Source organism: Amycolatopsis sp. NPDC089917 (assembly GCF_040684635.1).
Classification (GTDB): Bacteria; Actinomycetota; Actinomycetes; order Mycobacteriales; family Pseudonocardiaceae; genus Amycolatopsis.
On record NZ_JBFBGL010000010.1, the window covers coordinates 82,992 to 100,187 of the forward strand.

Sequence of the window (17,196 nt, forward strand, 5' to 3'; positions counted from 1 at the left end):
CGCGCGTACCGGGGCATCCGGGTGATGATGAGCGCGTGGAGATCGCGGTAGAACTCGTGGCGCTGGTGGTGGCCGTCCTCCTGGTCACCGCCGCGGCACGGAAACTCGACTGGTCGGCGCCCCTGTGCCTGATCGCGGTGGGCGTCGTCGCCTCGTACGTCCCGGGCATCCCGGAGTACGAACTGGATCCGGAGGTCGTCCTGCTGGGGCTGCTGCCCCCGCTCCTCTACGCGACCGCGATCCGCACGTCGCTGATCGACTTCCGCCGCAATCGCGGGCCGATCCTGCTGCTGTCGGTGGGGCTCGTCATCTTCACCACGGCCGCGGTCGGGGTCGTGGCGTGGCTGGTGATCCCCGGTCTGCCGCTCGCCGCCGGGCTCGCGATCGGCGCGGTGGTCGCCCCGCCCGACGCGGTCGCCGCCACCGCCGTCGCCCGCAAGGTCGGGATGCCGCGCAAGCTGACCCGGCTGCTGGAGGGCGAAAGCCTGTTCAACGACGCGGCCGCGCTGGTCGCGTTGCGGACCGCCATCGCGGCCATCGCGGGCTCGGTCAGCCTGTGGCAGGCGGGCGGGGACTTCCTGCTGGCCGCGGGGGGCGGGCTGGTGATCGGTTTCGCCGTCGGCGCGCTCGCCGCTTTGATCCGCACCCGTCTCGAAGATCCGGTCACCGACACCGCGCTTTCGCTGGTGGTCCCGTTCGTCGCCTATCTGGCCGCCGAGGCGATCCACGGTTCCGGCGTGATCGCCGTGGTCGTCGCGGGGCTGATCCTCGGGCACAAGGCGCCGAGCATGCTCTCGGGCCGCTCCCGGCTGGCCAGCAGGCTGAACTGGCAGACCATCCAGTTCCTGCTGGAGAACATCGTCTTCCTGCTGATCGGCCTGCAGGTCCGCCGGATCATGACCGAGGTCGGCGACAGCGGGCTGAGCGTGCTGGACCTGATCCTGATCTGCGCCGCCACCCTCGCCGCGACCATCGTCGCCCGGATCCTCTGGATGATCGGCATCGGCCTGGCGCGGCGGACGTTCCGACGGCACGCCTGGCCGTGGCGGTACTCGGCGGTGATCGCCTGGGCGGGGATGCGCGGCGTCGTCACGCTCGCGGCCGCGTTCGTGCTGCCCGCCGACACCCCGCAGCGGGCCGTGCTGGTGCTGGTCGCGTTCGTCGTGGTGGCGGGAACGCTGGTGCTGCACGGAACCACGCTGCCGGTGCTGGTCCGCCGCCTGAAGCTGCCGCCGCCCGACCCGGCCGAGGACGCGCTGCAGGAGGCGGCCGTCATCAACACCATGACCAGGGCCGCGCTCGACGAACTGGAGAAGATCCGGACCGTCGACGACCCGGACGACATCGTCGAACGCCTGCGCAGCCGGCTCCAGCACCGGTCGGACTCGGCCTGGGAGGAGCTCGGCAGGCAGAGCACCCTGACCGAAACGCCGAGCGACGCCTACCGGCGGCTGCGGATGAGGCTGCTCGAAGTCGAACGCGAGAAGTTCCTGGAGGCGCGGGACTCCGGGATGGCCGATGATGATGTCCTGCGCCGGATCCTCGAACGCCTCGACATCGAGGAATCCATGCTGGACAGAGAGGAGGAGACCGTGCCGGACTCCGATCGGGAACTGCGCACCCCCGCCGCGACGGCGGGATCCTGCAAGCATCTGACCAAGGACTGGCCCGCCGTCGAGATCGGTTCGCCTGACGTGTGTTCTGTCTGCGTCGAAAACGGGATGACCTGGGTGCACCTGCGCGAATGCGTCAAATGCGGGAACGTCGCCTGCTGCGACTCCTCACCGGGCAAGCACGCGACCGAGCACTTCCACGAGACCCTGCACCCGGTGATGCGCAGCCACGAACCGGGCGAGACCTGGCGCTGGTGTTTCGTGGACAAACAACTCGGCTGACTCGGTATCGTCCGAGGCATGAGCACGCCTGAGCAGGAAGTCGAATACCGCCAGCACCGGTTCTCTCCCCCGTCCGGCGCGACCGAGATCTTCCTTGTCCGCCATGGTGAATCGGCCCCGGCGAAGGGCAGCGATCCCTTCGACCTCGTCGACGGCCAGGCCGATCCGGACCTCGCGCCGGACGGCCGCGACCACGCCGAACGGGTCGGGCGCCGGCTGGCGGACGAGCGGATCGCCGCGCTGTACGTGACGACGTTGCGCCGGACGTCCCAGACAGCGGCACCGCTGGCGGCGAAGCTCGGGCTCACTCCGGAGGTCGAAGCCGACCTCCGGGAGATCCACCTCGGCGACTGGGAGAACGGGCTCTTCCGGCGCTACACCCACGAAGGCCACCCGATCGTCGAACAACTGTGGCGGGAACAGCGCTGGGACGTCATCCCGGGCGCGGAGTCGATGGAGTCGTTCGGCGGCCGGATCAAGACGGCCCTCGGCAGGCTCGCGGCGGCCAACCCGGACCGCCGGATCGCCGTGTTCACCCACGGCGGTGTCATCGGCGAGGTCTTCGCCCAGGCCAGCGCCGCCGGGAACCGGTTCGCGTTCCTCGGGGCGGACAACGGCTCGATCTCGCATCTGGTGGTGTCGGGCGACGACTGGATGGTGCGGCGGTTCAACGACACGTCGCATCTTCAGTCGCCTTTCGGCTGATCCGGCCGGCCGCGACCAGGTGCACGACGACCAGGACCGCGACGGCTTCCGCGGCCAGCAGTCCGATGAGCACGAGTACCTGGGTCACGCCGGCCTGCAAGGGCCCGGCGCCACCGAGGAGGACACCGACGTAGGCGCCGGGCAGGGTCACCAGGCCGACCGTGCGTGTCTGGTCGAGCGCGGGGATCAGCGCTTGCCCCGCCGAGGGGCGGCAGATCTCCAGCGCGGCCGGGCGGCGGAGGAATCCCAGCGCGAGCGCGGCTTCGTACTCGCCGTGCCGGGACACGAGTTCGTCCAGGGCGCGCCTCGCGGCCTGGGAGGTCGCGGACATCGCGCCGCCGATGACGATCCCGGCGATCGGCACGATCGCGATGGGCCGCCACGGGACCACCCCGGTCGCGAGCACGAGCGTCAGCACCGGCACCACGCCGGACGCGATGGCGAGCGCGACCCACACGAGGTCTTTCGTGACACCGATCCGGCGTGCGGAGGTGATGGCCGCGATCGCGAACATCAGCAGCACGAATCCGCCGGTCAGCCAGCCCGATTTCAGGATCCCGACGATCACCAGCGATACGGCGGCGAGCTGTACGACGGCGCGCGCGGCCGCGAACAGCACCGCCTTGCCCTGCCCCAGTCGTCCGAACTGCACCACGGCCGCGCCGAAGATCGCCAGCACGGCCAGGACCACGGCGAGTACCGGGCCGAACTCGATCGCACCATCCGTCACCCGGATGATCCTGCCGCAGGAGTCAGGAGGTGCAGGTCACCGGTGCGCCCGCGGCGGGGGCGGTGCGGTCGCTGACGACCTCGCCGTCCACGAGGATCCGGCACCTCAGCGCGCCGCTGCCCGAACCCTGCGCGGAAAGACTGTAGAACTCGTCGCGGCCTTCCTGGCTCGCACGCTCGAACGTGGTGCTCCACGGTGCCGCCACGTCGGTCTTCTGCATGAGTTCCGAACCCTGCGCGACATACGTGACGTTCTGAGCGCCCTTCGCGCCGGAAAGTTCGTAGACGACCAGGTGCGTCACCGCGTGCACGGCGGCCGCGGCCTGCTCGACCTGTTCCACCGGCGGCGCGGGCGGGCTTTGCACCGGCCGCGAGGCCTTCGGCAGCACGTAGCTGGTCAGGGTGACGGCGACGGCCATCACACCCAGCACGACCACGATGGTCCCGAGCGGCTTCAGCCTGCCCGGGGCTCCCTGTCCCGGCGCCGATGCCGGAGGGGTCGCGGTGGGAACACCCATGGAGAGGTCTTCTCTCGTCCGAGCGCACTTCCGTCGAGTGCGTCGACTACTTCTCGCCGGAAGGTGACTCCGCGTTAGCCGTTATCGGGAAGAAACCCGATATTCACCCTTTTGGGTGTCCCGATGACCGAGGACTACCAGGTCATCGGGCGATTGGCGTAAACACAGTGAGCCGAATAGCTCACTTTGAGTGACAAGGTCTCAGTCGACGAGCCCCGCGTCGGCGAGCAGCCCGAGCATCCGCCGCCCCGCCGGCGGGCAGAGGTGGGCGTCCGCCGAAGACAGCCAGGCGGACTCGGCGATCTCACGGCCGGGCGCGGGCTCCCCTCGGTGGTCGGCGGTGTAACAGGTCATGCGGACGCGGCGGCCGTCCGCGTAACCGTCGGCCTGCTCGTTCAGCACCGCGAAGAACCGGAAGCTCCGCGGGTCGAGCTCGACGCCGAGTTCCTCCCTGATCTCCCGGCACAGCCCTCCGACGTCGCCCTCCCCCGGCTCGCGTTTGCCTCCGGGCAGGTAGAACTTGGCCTTCCCCTCGGTCCGCACCGACAGCAGACGGCGGTCGCGGACGTGGATCCAGGCCAGTGAATCGATCTCGGCGTCGGGCACGATCCGATTCTGTCGTAGGGCGGGGGCATCATGGCAACCGTGTATCGGGAGACGACGGCGCCCGGCGGACTGCGGGACGTGGTGCGCTGCCTGTGGGAGGACGCGGGCCAGGCGCCGAAGCGGATCGTGCCCGACGGCTGCGTCGACCTGGTGCGATGCGGCGACGAGGTCTTCGTCGCCGGACCGGACACCGCGGCGTGGACCTGGGAGACGCCGCCCGGTGTCGCGGCCCACGGCGTGCGGTTCGCCCCCGGCAGGGCGCGCGACGTCCTGGGGCTGGGCGCCGATGAACTGCGCGACCAGCGCGTCCCCCTCGGCGACCTCTGGGGCGCAGAAGGCGAACGGCTGGCCGAGCGGGTGCTCTCCGGCAACGCTTCGCTCGCCGACGTCGTCGCGCGACGCCGAGCGGACGGCGCCGACCAGGAGGTCTCCGAGCTGATCGCCAGGCTCGACGGCGGCGTCCCCCGGGTCTCCGCGGCGCTGGACCGGTTCACGACCGGGGAACGACAGCTGCGGCGGCGGTTCACCCTCGCGGTCGGCTACGGCCCGGCGACCTACCTGCGGGTCACCCGGTTCCAGCGCGCCATCGGCCTCGCGCCGACAGCGCCGGATCTCGCCTCGCTGGCGTTCTCGGCGGGCTACGCCGATCAAGCCCACCTGAGCCGGGATTGCCGGGAGTTCGCCGGGATTCAGGCGAGGGAGTTCTTCCGCGCCAAGAAGTGAGCTATGTCCATTGTGGACCGGTACAACGCACGGTAGTGCGGATAGAACTCGTCGTAGACGGCGGCGTCCGCGCCGGGACGGACGACCTCGGCGACCGGATTCCAGGCTTCGGCATCCGGTTCCCAGCCGAGGGCGTGGGCCGCGAGGACGGCGTCACCGAACGCCGCGCCGACGGTTTCCGCGGGGATCTCCTGCTCGATCCGCGCGACGTCGCTGACGATCCGCGTCCACACGCCGCCCCGCGTCCCGCCTCCGACCGCGACGAACCGGCGCGTGCCACCGCCGGCTTCGCGCATCGCTTCGAGGTTGTGCCGCACCCCGTACGCGGTGCCTTCCAGCGCCGCACGGTACAGCTCGGCGCTGCCGTGGGACGTGGTCAGCCCGGCGATGACGCCGCGCGCGTCCGGATCCGGTACCGGTGTCCGTTCCCCGGCGAAGTACGGCAGCATCAGCAAGCCGCGGCTGCCCGCCGGGACCTCGCCCGCCGCCGCGGCCAGTTCCCCGAACTCGCCGCCGACGAGTTCCCGCAGCCAGTCGGTGATCGCGCCGGAGGTGGCCATCCCCGCCGCGAGTGAATAGGTACCGGGGAACACGCCGCGGGTCGTCCACAATCCCGGCGCGGGGCGAGGGTCCGAGAGCACCTGGATCAGGAACATCGTGGTGCCGTACATGAGCATCGTGTCCCCGGGCGCGGCGACCCCGGCGCTCGTCGCCTCCGCCCAGGCGTCCACCGTGCCCGCCGTCACCGGGATCCCTTGCGGCAGGCCGGTTTCCGCGGCCGCGGCGGCGGTGATCGAGCCGACCACCTCGGTCGGCCACGCGAGCCTCGGCAGCTCGATGCCCGGGGCGATCGCGGCGACCCGGTCCGGCGCCCACCGGGCCTCGCGCAGGTCGTACATCGGATCGCATTGACTCGCGGAATGATGGTCGAGAACGTATTCGCCGGTCAGCCTCAGTACCAGGAACGAACTCGCCATCAAGAACAGCTTCGCGCGCTCGAACACGTCCGGCTCGTTCTTGGCCAGCCATCGCCATTTCGGCCCGACGGCCTGCGAGCCGAGCGCGCTCCCGCCACGCTCCACAATGGATTCTTCGCCGAATTCCCGGTCGAGTTCCCGGATTTCGTCATACGCGCGGGTGTCGACGCCGTAAAGGATCGCCGGGCGCAAGGGTTTCCCGGAAGAGTCCGCGGGCAGGAGAACCGGGCCGATACCGCTGACCGACACTCCGATGATGGGATGATCCCCGGTGCCCGCCGAGAGTTCCTTTGCCAGTACGAGGAAGTCCTGCCACCAAACGGTTTCGGCGTCGTGCTCGAACCAGCCCGGACGGGGCCGTGAGGTATCGTGTCGCCGGGATGCTCGCGCCACCACGGCGCCCCGGGAATCGACGAGGACGCCTTTGGAACTCGAGGTGCCGATGTCGATGCCGAGCACCAGGCCCGGTTCGCCCACGACACCCCCGAACTTTCCCATACGAGTAGCGCGATCAGCGGATGGTAACGATTGTCGGTCAAGCTATTCTTCCCGTGCGAAGGTGTCAAGACACCTGCAGAAGGGGAGGTCACGGTGGCCACCATCAACGACGTGGCGGCGAAGGCCGGGGTTTCGACGGCGACCGTGTCGAGGACGCTCAACGGCAAGTCCACAGTGGACCCGGTGCTCGCGGCGCGGGTACAGGCCGCCGCCGCGGAATTGGGATACCACCCGAACGGGCTGGCGCGAAATCTGCGCCGTCAGGAAACCGCGGTTCTCGCGCTCGTCATCTCCGACGTGGAGAATCCGTTCTTCACCGCGATCGCCCGCGGCGTGGAAGACATCGCGCAGACGGCGGGCTATTCGGTGGTGCTGTGCAACGCCGACGACAACGAAGAGAAGGAGCGGCGCTACATCGACGTCGCCCTCCAGGAACGGGTCGCCGGCGTGGTGCTCTCCCCCACCGGCCGGGCCACCAACGTCGACCGGCTGACCGAACGCGGCACGCCCGTGGTCGCCGTCGACCGGCCGTTGCTGGAGAACACCGGCGACCAGGTGCTTGTCGACACCCGGCTCGCCGCCCACGAGGCGACACGGCACCTGCTCGACGGCGGATACCGGCGGGTCGCCTGCGTCAGCGGACCGCCCGGGGTGCGTACGGCCGAAGACCGGCTGGCCGGCTACACCGACGCCGTCGGCGCCGGGAACGCGCTCACGCGGCGCGCCGAGTTCCGCGCCGAGGGCGGCAGGCTCGCCGCGCTCAGCCTGCTCGACGAGCCCGAGCCGCCGGACGCGCTGCTGGTCGGCAACAGCACGATGGCGATCGGTGTCCTGGAGGCGCTGGCCTCGCGCGGCCTGCGCTCGGGACAGGACGTGGGGATCGTGTCGTTCGACGACGCGCCGTGGACGACGCTGATCGATCCGCCGCTGACGGTGGTCGCCCAGCCCGCGCACGAGGTGGGCCGGGTCGCCGCCGAACTCCTGCTGGCCCGGATCGGCGACAGCACCCGCAAGGCCACCACGACCACGTTGCAGGCGAAGCTGATCGTGCGCCGCAGCTCGCGGCGCGACTGACCCCGGAGATCCCAGGCGCACGACGTGCCTGGGCGACCGGTTCGCACCGGCCGCCCAGGAACGCCCCACCCCCTTGTTCCCCCAAGCCGGCCCCACACCAGCCGGGTTCTCCGAAGCGGTGGGAAGAAATCGATTACCTTTCGGACGGTAAGTTCCCGCCTATGACCTGTCAAGCCGAGGCTCTGGACAAGCTCGCCCGATCCGGGCACACTATTGCGACATTGCCTACTGCGCGTGTTTGATTCCGTGCACTCTGTGTTCACCTTTGGTGAATTCCCCCACGAAATCGAGATGAGACCGCACGAACCCGCACAGACGAGTTACCCTAGGCGCTATGTCGATTGCGCTCGAGAACGTCCTCGCCAAGGCGGGCCTGAAGGTCGACGCCGACGAGTTCCTGACTCTCGTCGAGGACGCGGCGCGGAGGCTTTCCCCGCCGAACCCCGATCCGTCGCACTACTTCTCGGCGGACCAGCGGGCCGCCCTCACCGACGTCGGCCTGGATCTCTCCCCCCGCAGCGAGGACGAACCGGACTTCCGTGCCCGCACGGTCGCCGCGCACGCCGTACTCGCCGATTCGGCGCTGAGCGTGCTGGAAGCGGCGAAGACCCTCGGCGTGGACGACAGCCGCATCCGCCATCGCCTGAAAGAAGGCAGGCTCACCGGCTGGAAGGACCAGGGCTGGCGGCTGCCCGCCTGGCAGTTCACCGGCTCCGGAGTGCTGCCCGGCCTGGAGATCGTGCTGCGGGCCGTCCCCGAAGACCAGCCCGCGCTGGTCGTCGCCGCGTTCATGAGCACCCCGCAGTCCGATCTGGTGATCAACGACCACCCCGCCACGCCCCGCCAATGGCTGCTCTCCGGCGGCGACCCCGAACATGTTGCAAGACTGGTGGCCACGCTCGGCCTCCCGTTCTAAGGTGTTCTGCCCGACGACGGAAAATTTCAGTCGGGGGTAGGCCGTAGGCTGACCCCATCGAGCAAGATCACCCGACAAGGACGGACGACTCCCGAGGTATGGCCCGGCTCCCCCTGCCGCCCGCGCGCTCTGTCCTGGTCAAGGAGCTGCACCGCACCAACGACGTGGTGACGGTGCACCCCGGCACCAGGCTGGTCAGGATCTTCACCGCGCACGGCAACCACCCCCAGCAGTGGAATACGTTCCGCTACAGCGGCCCGCTCCCGCACGGCCGTTTCGACCCGCAGACACCGGGTCGCGGCGGACGTCCGGTCACCGACCCCGGGAACGGCGTCCTGTACTTCGGCCTCACCGTGCGCACCAGCATCGCGGAGGTCTTCCAGACCACGTCGACGGTCGACCGCAAATCCCGCGGCCCGCGCCTGGTCGTCGTCCGGCCGACCCGCACGCTGCGGCTGCTCGACCTCGCCGGCCTGTGGCCGACCCGCGTCGGCGCCTCACAGGAAATCTCCAGCGGCCCGAAGAAGATCACCCAGGCCTGGGCTCGCGCCATCCGCGCCGCCTTCGGTGACCTCGACGGCGTCTGGTACCGATCTTCCATGGACTCCGGCGGCCCCGCGCTCGCGTTGTGGGATCCGCCCGCCGGGAACTCGCTGCCGGTCGCGCCGGACGTCCTTCTCCCCCTGGACCACCCGGGGCTCGACGTCCCGCTGGGCCGGGTGTGCGAGGAACTGAACTACACACTTCTGTCGTGAGTGGTGAGGCCGGCTCTCTTGAGGGAGCGGGTCACAAGGTGCCGTGTTCGGGCGAGATGGGCGATCACGCGAGTTCCGTTCCTGATCACGCGAGTCACGCCTTCACGCACCGCAGGTTCAGACACGACGCCGCCTTCGCCTTCCCCCTCGTTGAAACCGTCCTCACCACTCACCAGGGGGCCGGGGGTTCGGTCCGTGAAGGAGTCCTTCACTACCTTCGTGATCGCCCCAGGAACACCAGCAGTCACCACCCAAGTACATGAAGGCGGCCGAACGCCGGTACCGACTCGGTCCGGGTGGTCGTGAGCGGTGAAGACGGTTCTGACGCGACTCGTATTTGCCTACCCACTGGGGCGTGCGGGGAGGATTCCGGCCGTTGAACGTCCGGAATCCTCCTCCGTCACGTCCTCTGCCACCGGTCCGACCTAAACCAGCCTCACCACTCACGAGGGGTCAGAAGTGCCGGCCCCACCACTCCAGCACGGCGTCGAACCGCTGCACCCGGTGCCGCGGCTGCCCCGAACGCGTGAGTTCGTGCCCCTCGCCGGGGAACACCAGGAACTCCGCCGCGACACCGTTCTGCTTCAGCGCGACGTACATCCGCTGGCCCTGCTCCAGCGGGCATCGCCAGTCCTGCTCGGAATGCGCGACCATGAACGGGATGTCGATCTTCTCCGCGTAGGTCAGCGGGCTGCGCTTGCGCTGCTCGTCGAAGTCCTCGCCGACGTAACCCCCGGCGAAGAACCAGCCGATGTCGGAACTGCCGGTGAACGAGTCCCAGGCGTTGACCGCGCGCTCGCTCCACGCCGCGCGGAACCGGCCGCCGTGGTGCGCGGCGAGCCAGCTGGTCATGAAGCCGCCGTACGAACCGCCCATCACGCCGACACGGTCACTGTCCAAATCGGACTGTTTCAGCGCTTCGTCCAGCAGCGCCAGCAGATCGTCCGCGTCGACGGTGCCGAAGCCGTGGACGATGCTGCGGCCGTGGCTCTCGCCGTAGCCGGCGGAACCGCGCGGATTCCCCAGGATCACGGCGTAGCCCGCGTCGGCGAGCACCTGCGCCTCGTCGAAGACTTTCCATTCGTACGACGCGAACGGTCCGCCGTGGATCATCAGGACCACGGGATGCGGCCCCTCGCCCTCGGGCCGCACGATCCAGCCGTGCGCCGGGTAACCGTCGGGCGCGGTCGCGTCCAGTTCCTCCGGCGGGCGGATCCCGATGTCCCGCAACGCCTTCGAGTAATCGGTGAGCACGCGGGGCTCCTCGTCCGAGAGCAGGACGACGTCGCCCGAACTCTCGGGCGTCCCGATCACCGCGGCGATCCGCGCGCCGTCGACGGCGAACGACTTCACCACGGCGAGCTCGCCGGCCAGGTACCGCAACGCCTTCAGCTCGGACAGGTCGCCGTCGAGCGGCACGGCGCGCAACTCGGCGGCGCCGCGGGTGCGGACCACGACGAGCGCCTCGTCGCCGAGGACGACCGGCGGTCCGGCCGCGTTGTCGCAGTCGACCGTTTCGACGTCGGTCAGCCGGCGAGCGGCCGAGGGCTCGTCACCGGACGGCCACGGCGCGTGCCAGAGCCCGGTGTTGCGGGCGATCTCCTCCAGGTCGGGGAATTCGGTGCCGTAGAACAGGATCGAGCCGTCCGGGGCGGTGACCGGTTTGGCCGCGGTGCCCTCGGTCCGGACCAGCAGCCGGGGCTCGCCGCCGACGGCGGGCACGGCGTAGACGTCCGAGCGGACGGTGTCCTCGACGGCCCAGTCGCGGGGCGCGACGATCAGGACGGACTCGCCGTCGGCCGTCCACGACGGGTGCTCGACGTCGACCCGGTCATCGGTCAGGGGCCCGAGCTCGGCGGGCGCCGCCTCGTCCAGCGCGGCGACGGCGTCCACTACGAACAGACGTTGTGGACGGTCGTTGAGGAAGCCCGTGTCGTCGACACGGTAGAAGAAGTTCGTGATGTGCCGCGGGGCTTCTTCGTCCGGTTCCGGGGTTTCGCCGTCCGCGTTCTCCGTGCCGTAGCGGCCCGGCTCGGGCACGCGCGCGACGAAGGCGATCCGGCGGGAGTCCGGCGCCCAGACCGGGACCCCCGCGCCGAGCGGCAGGTCGGTGATCCGCTTCGCGTCACCCCCGGCCGCGGCGATCACGTGCACCTGCGGCTTGGCCTGGCGCCCGGCACCCTCGCCCGCCCGGAGGAAGGCCACCCACCGGCCGTCCGGGGAGATGACGGGGGCGGAGTCCTTGGTCCCGTGGGTCCACGGCCCTTCCCCGCCACCGCCGAGGTCGACCCGGCGCAGGCCGCCGCGGTAGCTGTTCGTCTTCAGATCGGGCCTGCTCACCGCCGTGAGCAGCAGGTCGCCGCGCAACGCGAGGATGCCGGGGACCGTCAGGGTTTCGATGTCAACGGGACGCACGGCCCCGACGGTACCCGATCCTTAGCAGTTCTAACTACTGATCGAAGACTCCTGCTCAGCGGCCTCGTCCTTCTTCGCCTTCGCGAGGCTGGCCAGCGTCGTCACGGTCAGGACCACGACGATGACACCCAGGGAGACCCAGTTGTTGATGTCCAGCCAGTCCGGCACGACGTGGTACTCGTGCAGCGCGTGCAGGAACAGCTTGGCGCCGATGAAGGCGAGGATCACCGCGAGGCCGTAGGACAGGTACACCAGCTTGGTGACCAGGCCACCGAGCAGGAAGTACAGCTGACGCAGGCCCATCAGCGCGAACGCGTTGGCGGTGAAGACCAGGAAGGCCTCCTGGGTGATACCGAAGATCGCCGGGATCGAGTCGACGGCGAACAGCAGGTCCGCGCTGCCGATCGCGACGATCACCAGGAACATCGGGGTGATCCAGCGCTTGCCGTCCTTCTTCACGAAGGACTTGTGCCCGTGCCACTCGTTGGTGACCGGGAAGAGTTTGCGCACCCAGCGGGTGAGCGCGTTCTCCTCGTACTCCTCTTCTTCGTCCTTGTTGCGGATCATGCTGATCGCGGTCCAGATGAGGACGGCGCCGAAGAGGAAGAAGACCCAGACGAACTGCGCGATCAGCGCGGCGCCCACGGCGATGAACACGCTGCGCATGGCGAGCGCGAGCAGGATGCCGATCAGCAGCACGCGGTGCTGGTGGATCGCGGGCACCTTGAACGACGTCATGATGATCATGAAGATGAACAGGTTGTCGACGCTCAGCGAGTACTCGGTGATGTACCCGGTGAAGAACTCGACGCCGGGATCGTGTCCCCCGAAGACCCAGACGCCGATGCCGAACGCGATGGCCACGGCGACGTAGAAGACGACCCACCGGGCGGCTTCACCGGTGGTGACCTCGTGCGGCTTGCGATCGACGATGACCAGGTCGAGAGCGATCAGCGCGAGCAGACCACCGACCGTGGCGATCCATAGCCACAGGGGAACAGACATGTAACCAAACCTCCGGATAGTGCGCAGCAGCAACTAACCGGAGGTCTCTTCCGCCGGTGTGAACCGGCCGACGGTGCCGGGGGCCCGTGAAGGCCACCGTGCTGACGACACCGCCGCGAAGGAATACTCCCCTCACAGCTGGTCCAGTTTGACCTGTCTGTACGCATGACGCCAGTTAAGGTTGCCCTTGTCACCAAGATGGTCGCGTAACTCCCGTCACACTGACCTCTTTTCCCTCCCTGAGTACCCGTTCTGATGGCGTGGCAACCCACCCTTGTGTGGTCCACGTGAGCTGGACGAGCGACTCTCAGGTTCGGTGAAATACGGTCATTCCGTGCCCCGAATCCCGCTCCCTCGCACGCGAGGCGCGAAGCTCACCGCGCTCGCCGCGGTCGTGGTGGTCCTGGCCGCCGCGGCCGTCGTGTGGACGAACAGCGAACCCGCCCCGTCCGCGGTCAAAACCCAGGAAGCGACCCTCGACCTGCCCGAATCCCCGGGCTCGTCCCAGGTCGTCAAGATCGACACGACCACGTACCTCCCCGAGCGGACCCCCGCTCCCGCCGTGCTGCTCGCCCACGGTTTCGGCGGCGACAAGAACAGCGTCGCCACCGAGGCCCGCGAGCTCGCCGAGAAGGGCTTCGTCGTGCTCGCCTGGTCCGCACGCGGCTTCGGCCGCAGCACCGGGAAGATCGCGCTGAACGACCCCGACCGCGAAGTCGCCGACGCCCGCAAGCTGATCGACAACCTGGCCGCACGGCCCGAAGTCCTCAGCGAGAACGGTGACCCGAAGGTCGCCGTGTCCGGCGCTTCGTACGGCGGCGCGCTTTCCCTGCTGCTCGCCGGGACCGACAAACGGGTCGACGCGATCGCGCCGGTCATCACCTACAACGACCTCGCGCAGGGCCTCGTCCCGAACGCCGCTTCGGCCGCGCCCTCGACGGCGACCACGCCCGCCGCCGGCGCGTACACCGCGGACGGTGTCTTCAAGAGGTCGTGGGCGGGCATCTTCTTCTCCGCCGGTTCCGGCGCGGCGCAAGGCGGCTCACCCGCGAACGACGCGCCCGAAGCCGGTGACCAGACGAGTGAATCCGGTGCGTCGCAGGGCGCGGGCGCGGCGGGCGCGGCAGCGCAGTCCCTGCCCACCGGCGGTCCCAACGGGCAGCGGCCGCCGTCCGGTCCGGCCGACCCTTGTGGACGGTTCACCGCCGACGTCTGCCAGGCCTACACCGAACTCGCCACCACCGGAAAGGCGAGCCAGAAGACCGTCGACCTGCTCCGCCGCGTCTCGCCCGCGTCCGTGACGGACAAGATCACCGTGCCGACCATGCTGGTGCAGGGGGAAAGCGACACCCTGTTCGGGCTGGACCAGTCCGACGCGACCGCCCGGCAGATCGCCGCGGCGGGCGGCAAGGTCCGCACGGTCTGGTACACCGGCGGCCACGACGGCGGGAAACCCGGGCAGAAGCTACGGGCGCAGATCGCCGACTTCCTCAAGTTCTCCCTCACCGGCCAGGGCACCGATCCCGGCACCGGCTTCAGCTACGACATCCAGGGCACCTTGCGGGCCAACGGCGCCCCGTCGGTCCGGACCGTCACGGCGCCGGCGTACCCGGGAGCCACCGGGGACGCCACCGAACGGAAGCAGTTCACGCTGGAGGGTCCGGCCCAGCCGGTCGTCCGGCCCGCGGGCGGCAACCCCGCCGCGGTGAGCGGGATCCCCGGTCTGAACGGGGCGGTGGCGGGCTCGTCCCGGCTGTCCGGACTGTTCAGTGTGGACCCGCCCGGCCAGGCCGCGCAGTTCGCGACGCGACCGCTCGACGCGCAGACGGTCGTGACCGGTTCGTCCACGGTCCGCCTGCGGATCTCCGCGGATCCGGCCGCCGCCGCTCCGCAGAAGGAAGCCGTCCTGTTCGCGAAGCTCTACGACGTCAACTCCGAAGGTGTCCGCACGCTGCCGTCCAACGCCGTCGCGCCCTTCCGTGTCTCCGGGCTGCCCGCCGACGGCAGCCCGGTCGAGGTGACGGTGACCCTGCCGGGCATCGTGCGGCCGCTGGACGCCGGGCACACGCTCCGGCTGGTCGTCGGCACGACGGACCAGGCGTTCGCGACGCCGGTCGAACCCGCTGTGTTCCGCATCGAACTGGCGGACGGCGGACAGCTCGGCGTCCCGGTCGTCCACGGCACCTCGGTCGGCGCGGGCGCGCCCGTCGCGCAGCTGCTCGGGATCGGCGGGGCGCTCCTCGCGGGTATCGCGATCACGGTGATCGCCGCGTTCCGCCGTCGCCGCGCGCACGACGTCGACGAGAACCTGGCGAAGACGCCGTTGGTGATCGAAGGACTGCGCAAGGCCTACGCGGGCGGGTTCGTCGCGGTGAAGGACCTGTCGTTCCGGGTCGAACCCGGTCAGGTGCTCGGCCTGCTCGGGCCGAACGGCGCCGGCAAGACGACGACCCTGCGCATGCTGATGGGGCTCATCACGCCGACGGCGGGCACCATCCGTGTGTTCGGCCACCTGATCGCGCCCGGCGCGCCGGTGCTGTCCCGCATCGGGTCCTTTGTGGAGGGTTCGGGTTTCCTGCCGCACCTGTCCGGCAAGGAAAACCTGGAACTGTACTGGGCGAGCACGGGCCGCCCCACGGACAAGGCGCATTTCGCCGAGGCGCTGGAGATCGCCGGGCTCGGCGACGCGGTGAACCGGCGGGTCCGCACCTACAGCCAGGGTATGCGGCAGCGGCTCGCGATCGCGCAGGCGATGCTCGGCCTGCCGGAGCTGATGGTGCTCGACGAACCGACCAACGGACTCGACCCGCCACAGATCCACCAGATGCGCGAGGTGCTCCAGCGCTACGCGGCGACCGGACGCACCGTGGTGGTGTCGAGCCACCTGCTGGCCGAGGTCGAGCAGACCTGTACGCACGTGGTCGTGATGCACCGCGGCATGCTGGTCGCCTCGGGCGAGGTCGGCGAACTGGCCGCCTCCAGCGGCGAGGCGACGTTCCGGGTCGACAAGCCCGCCGAAGCGGCCGAAGCGCTACGGAAGGTCGGCGGCGTCTCCGGCGTCGATGTCGACGGGGAGCTGGTCCACGCGGATCTCGACGGTCTCGCGCGCGCCGAGGCGGTCGCCGCCCTCGTGCGGGCCGGGGTCGCGGTCGAGCAGGCCGGGCCGCGGCGCCGTCTGGAAGACGCGTTCCTGCAGCTGGTCGGAGAGGACTCGAAGGGTGAGTAAGACCAATGGCTCCGGCCCGGACACCCGGGCTGATCACGGCGTGCACACCGATCCGGCGGCGCTGCTGGAGCTGACCGAGGTCGCGTCGCACGAGCGGACCGAGGTCGGCCCGGACGGGGCGGTGGCGGGCTACCGCGCCGACCGGACGCTGCGGCTCGGCGTCGAGCTGAAGCGGCAGCTCAAACGACGGCGGACCCAGCTCATGCTGGGGTTCGTCGCGCTGCTGCCGTTCGTCCTGGTGATCGCTTTCGAGATCGGGCAGGCCAACCCGAACCGCCGCAGCGGCGGATTCGTCGACCTCGCCACCGCGAGCGCGCCGAACTTCGTGGTGCTCGCGCTGTTCGTCTCCGGGACCTTCCTGCTCCCGATGATCGTGGCGCTGTTCTACGGCGACACGATCGCGAGCGAGGCGTCGTGGTCGAGCCTGAAGTACCTGCTCGCGATGCCGGTCCCCCGGCACCGGGTGCTGCGGCAGAAGGCGATCGTCTCCGGGATCCTGTCCGCGGCCGCGCTGATCCTGTTACCGCTGGTGTCACTGGTGGTGGGCGTCATCTGGTACGGCGCGGGCGACGCCATCAGCCCGACCGGGGACGCGGTGTCGTTCAGCGACAGCCTCGTCGCCATGGGGCTGGCGACGATCTACATCATCCTGCAGCTGGCGTGGGTGGCCGGGCTGGCGATGCTGCTCTCGGTCGCCACCGACGCCCCGCTGGGCGCCGTCGGCGGGGCGGTCATCGTCGCGATCGTTTCGCAGATCCTCGACCAGATCACCGCGCTGGAAGGGCTCCGGGACTATCTCCCGACGCATTTCGCGTTCTCGTGGATGGATCTCATCTCGACCGACATCGACTGGACGAACATGGCCAACGGGATGCTGTCGGCCGCGTTGTACGGCACGGTGTTCTTCCTCTTGGCGGGCCGCCGGTTCGCGCGGAAGGACATCACCAGCTGAGAGCGTTTCCGCGCCGGAAAATCACCGGGGTCCACCGGGAAGACGAAATATTCTTCCCTGGTGGGCCCCGGTTTTCACTGGCCGTGGCGACCTTCACCCATTAGCGACGGTAATCGGTGTTTCATGCGCATGAGACCATTGATTTTACCGATCATCGACTCATTGGGTGAAAAGTTCGCATTCGTCTTCGGCACTCCCTGAG

The 17,196-nt window shown here is 69.7% G+C and carries 14 protein-coding genes; 8 read left to right on the forward strand and 6 right to left on the reverse strand.

The genetic code is table 11. The features are described from left to right. Window positions 1-35: 35 nt before the first annotated feature. On the forward strand, window positions 36-1,895 hold the full coding sequence (locus AB0N89_RS10220; protein ID WP_364202615.1) for a Na+/H+ antiporter: 1,860 nt from the start codon (window positions 36-38) through the stop codon (window positions 1,893-1,895). Window positions 1,896-1,913: 18 nt separating this feature from the next. Continuing rightward, window positions 1,914-2,600, forward strand: a complete 687-nt coding sequence (locus AB0N89_RS10225) for a histidine phosphatase family protein (RefSeq protein WP_364202618.1) — start codon at window positions 1,914-1,916, stop codon at window positions 2,598-2,600. On the opposite strand, the gene AB0N89_RS10230 is transcribed toward AB0N89_RS10225, so the two are convergent. From AB0N89_RS10230 to AB0N89_RS10240, 3 genes are all read right to left on the reverse strand, one after another. Beyond that, window positions 2,563-3,330, reverse strand: a complete 768-nt coding sequence (locus tag AB0N89_RS10230; protein ID WP_364202621.1) for an ABC transporter permease — start codon at window positions 3,328-3,330, stop codon at window positions 2,563-2,565. The genes AB0N89_RS10225 and AB0N89_RS10230 overlap by 38 nt on opposite strands. A 22-nt stretch (window positions 3,331-3,352) precedes the next feature. Continuing rightward, complete coding sequence (locus AB0N89_RS10235) at window positions 3,353-3,847, reverse strand: MmpS family transport accessory protein (RefSeq protein ID WP_364202623.1); 495 nt, start codon at window positions 3,845-3,847, stop codon at window positions 3,353-3,355. A gap of 201 nt (window positions 3,848-4,048) precedes the next feature. Next, complete coding sequence (locus AB0N89_RS10240; RefSeq protein ID WP_364202625.1) at window positions 4,049-4,453, reverse strand: NUDIX domain-containing protein; 405 nt, start codon at window positions 4,451-4,453, stop codon at window positions 4,049-4,051. A gap of 30 nt (window positions 4,454-4,483) precedes the next feature. On the opposite strand from AB0N89_RS10240, the gene AB0N89_RS10245 reads away from it, so the two are divergent. Next, window positions 4,484-5,176: a helix-turn-helix domain-containing protein gene (locus tag AB0N89_RS10245; protein ID WP_364202628.1), complete on the forward strand. Its 693-nt coding sequence runs from the start codon at window positions 4,484-4,486 to the stop codon at window positions 5,174-5,176. Here AB0N89_RS10245 and AB0N89_RS10250 read toward each other — a convergent pair. After that, on the reverse strand, window positions 5,143-6,651 hold the full coding sequence (locus tag AB0N89_RS10250) for an FGGY-family carbohydrate kinase (protein ID WP_364202631.1): 1,509 nt from the start codon (window positions 6,649-6,651) through the stop codon (window positions 5,143-5,145). The two genes, AB0N89_RS10245 and AB0N89_RS10250, sit on opposite strands and share 34 nt — an antisense overlap. Window positions 6,652-6,744: 93 nt before the next feature. Here AB0N89_RS10250 and AB0N89_RS10255 point away from each other — a divergent pair, with 93 nt between their 5' ends. The 3 genes from AB0N89_RS10255 to AB0N89_RS10265 all read left to right on the forward strand — a co-directional run bounded on the left by AB0N89_RS10255 (window position 6,745) and on the right by AB0N89_RS10265 (window position 9,396). Continuing rightward, on the forward strand, window positions 6,745-7,725 hold the full coding sequence (locus tag AB0N89_RS10255) for a LacI family DNA-binding transcriptional regulator (protein WP_364202634.1): 981 nt from the start codon (window positions 6,745-6,747) through the stop codon (window positions 7,723-7,725). 334 nt (window positions 7,726-8,059) lie between these two features. After that, window positions 8,060-8,641: a DNA-binding protein gene (locus AB0N89_RS10260; protein WP_191259009.1), complete on the forward strand. Its 582-nt coding sequence runs from the start codon at window positions 8,060-8,062 to the stop codon at window positions 8,639-8,641. Between the two features lie 98 nt (window positions 8,642-8,739). Then, on the forward strand, window positions 8,740-9,396 hold the full coding sequence (locus tag AB0N89_RS10265) for an RES family NAD+ phosphorylase (RefSeq protein ID WP_020629720.1): 657 nt from the start codon (window positions 8,740-8,742) through the stop codon (window positions 9,394-9,396). A 453-nt stretch (window positions 9,397-9,849) separates the two neighbouring features. On the opposite strand, the gene AB0N89_RS10270 is transcribed toward AB0N89_RS10265, so the two are convergent. Both AB0N89_RS10270 and AB0N89_RS10275 read right to left on the reverse strand, forming a co-directional pair. Continuing rightward, a complete protein-coding gene (locus tag AB0N89_RS10270) occupies window positions 9,850-11,811 on the reverse strand; it encodes a S9 family peptidase (protein WP_364202638.1) in 1,962 nt (653 codons plus the stop codon). Window positions 11,812-11,841: 30 nt separating this feature from the next. Beyond that, window positions 11,842-12,816, reverse strand: coding sequence for a TerC family protein (locus tag AB0N89_RS10275; RefSeq protein ID WP_364202641.1), 975 nt, complete (start codon window positions 12,814-12,816; stop codon window positions 11,842-11,844). Window positions 12,817-13,150: 334 nt separating this feature from the next. Between AB0N89_RS10275 and AB0N89_RS10280 the strand changes: the two genes are divergently transcribed. Both AB0N89_RS10280 and AB0N89_RS10285 read left to right on the forward strand, forming a co-directional pair. Beyond that, window positions 13,151-16,042, forward strand: coding sequence for an alpha/beta fold hydrolase (locus tag AB0N89_RS10280; protein WP_364202644.1), 2,892 nt, complete (start codon window positions 13,151-13,153; stop codon window positions 16,040-16,042). After that, the gene (locus AB0N89_RS10285; protein ID WP_364202646.1) at window positions 16,035-16,994 is read left to right on the forward strand and encodes an ABC transporter permease; all 960 of its coding nucleotides are present in this window, start codon (window positions 16,035-16,037) and stop codon (window positions 16,992-16,994) included. Before AB0N89_RS10280 ends, AB0N89_RS10285 begins: the two co-directional genes overlap by 8 nt. Window positions 16,995-17,196: the final 202 nt, after the last annotated feature.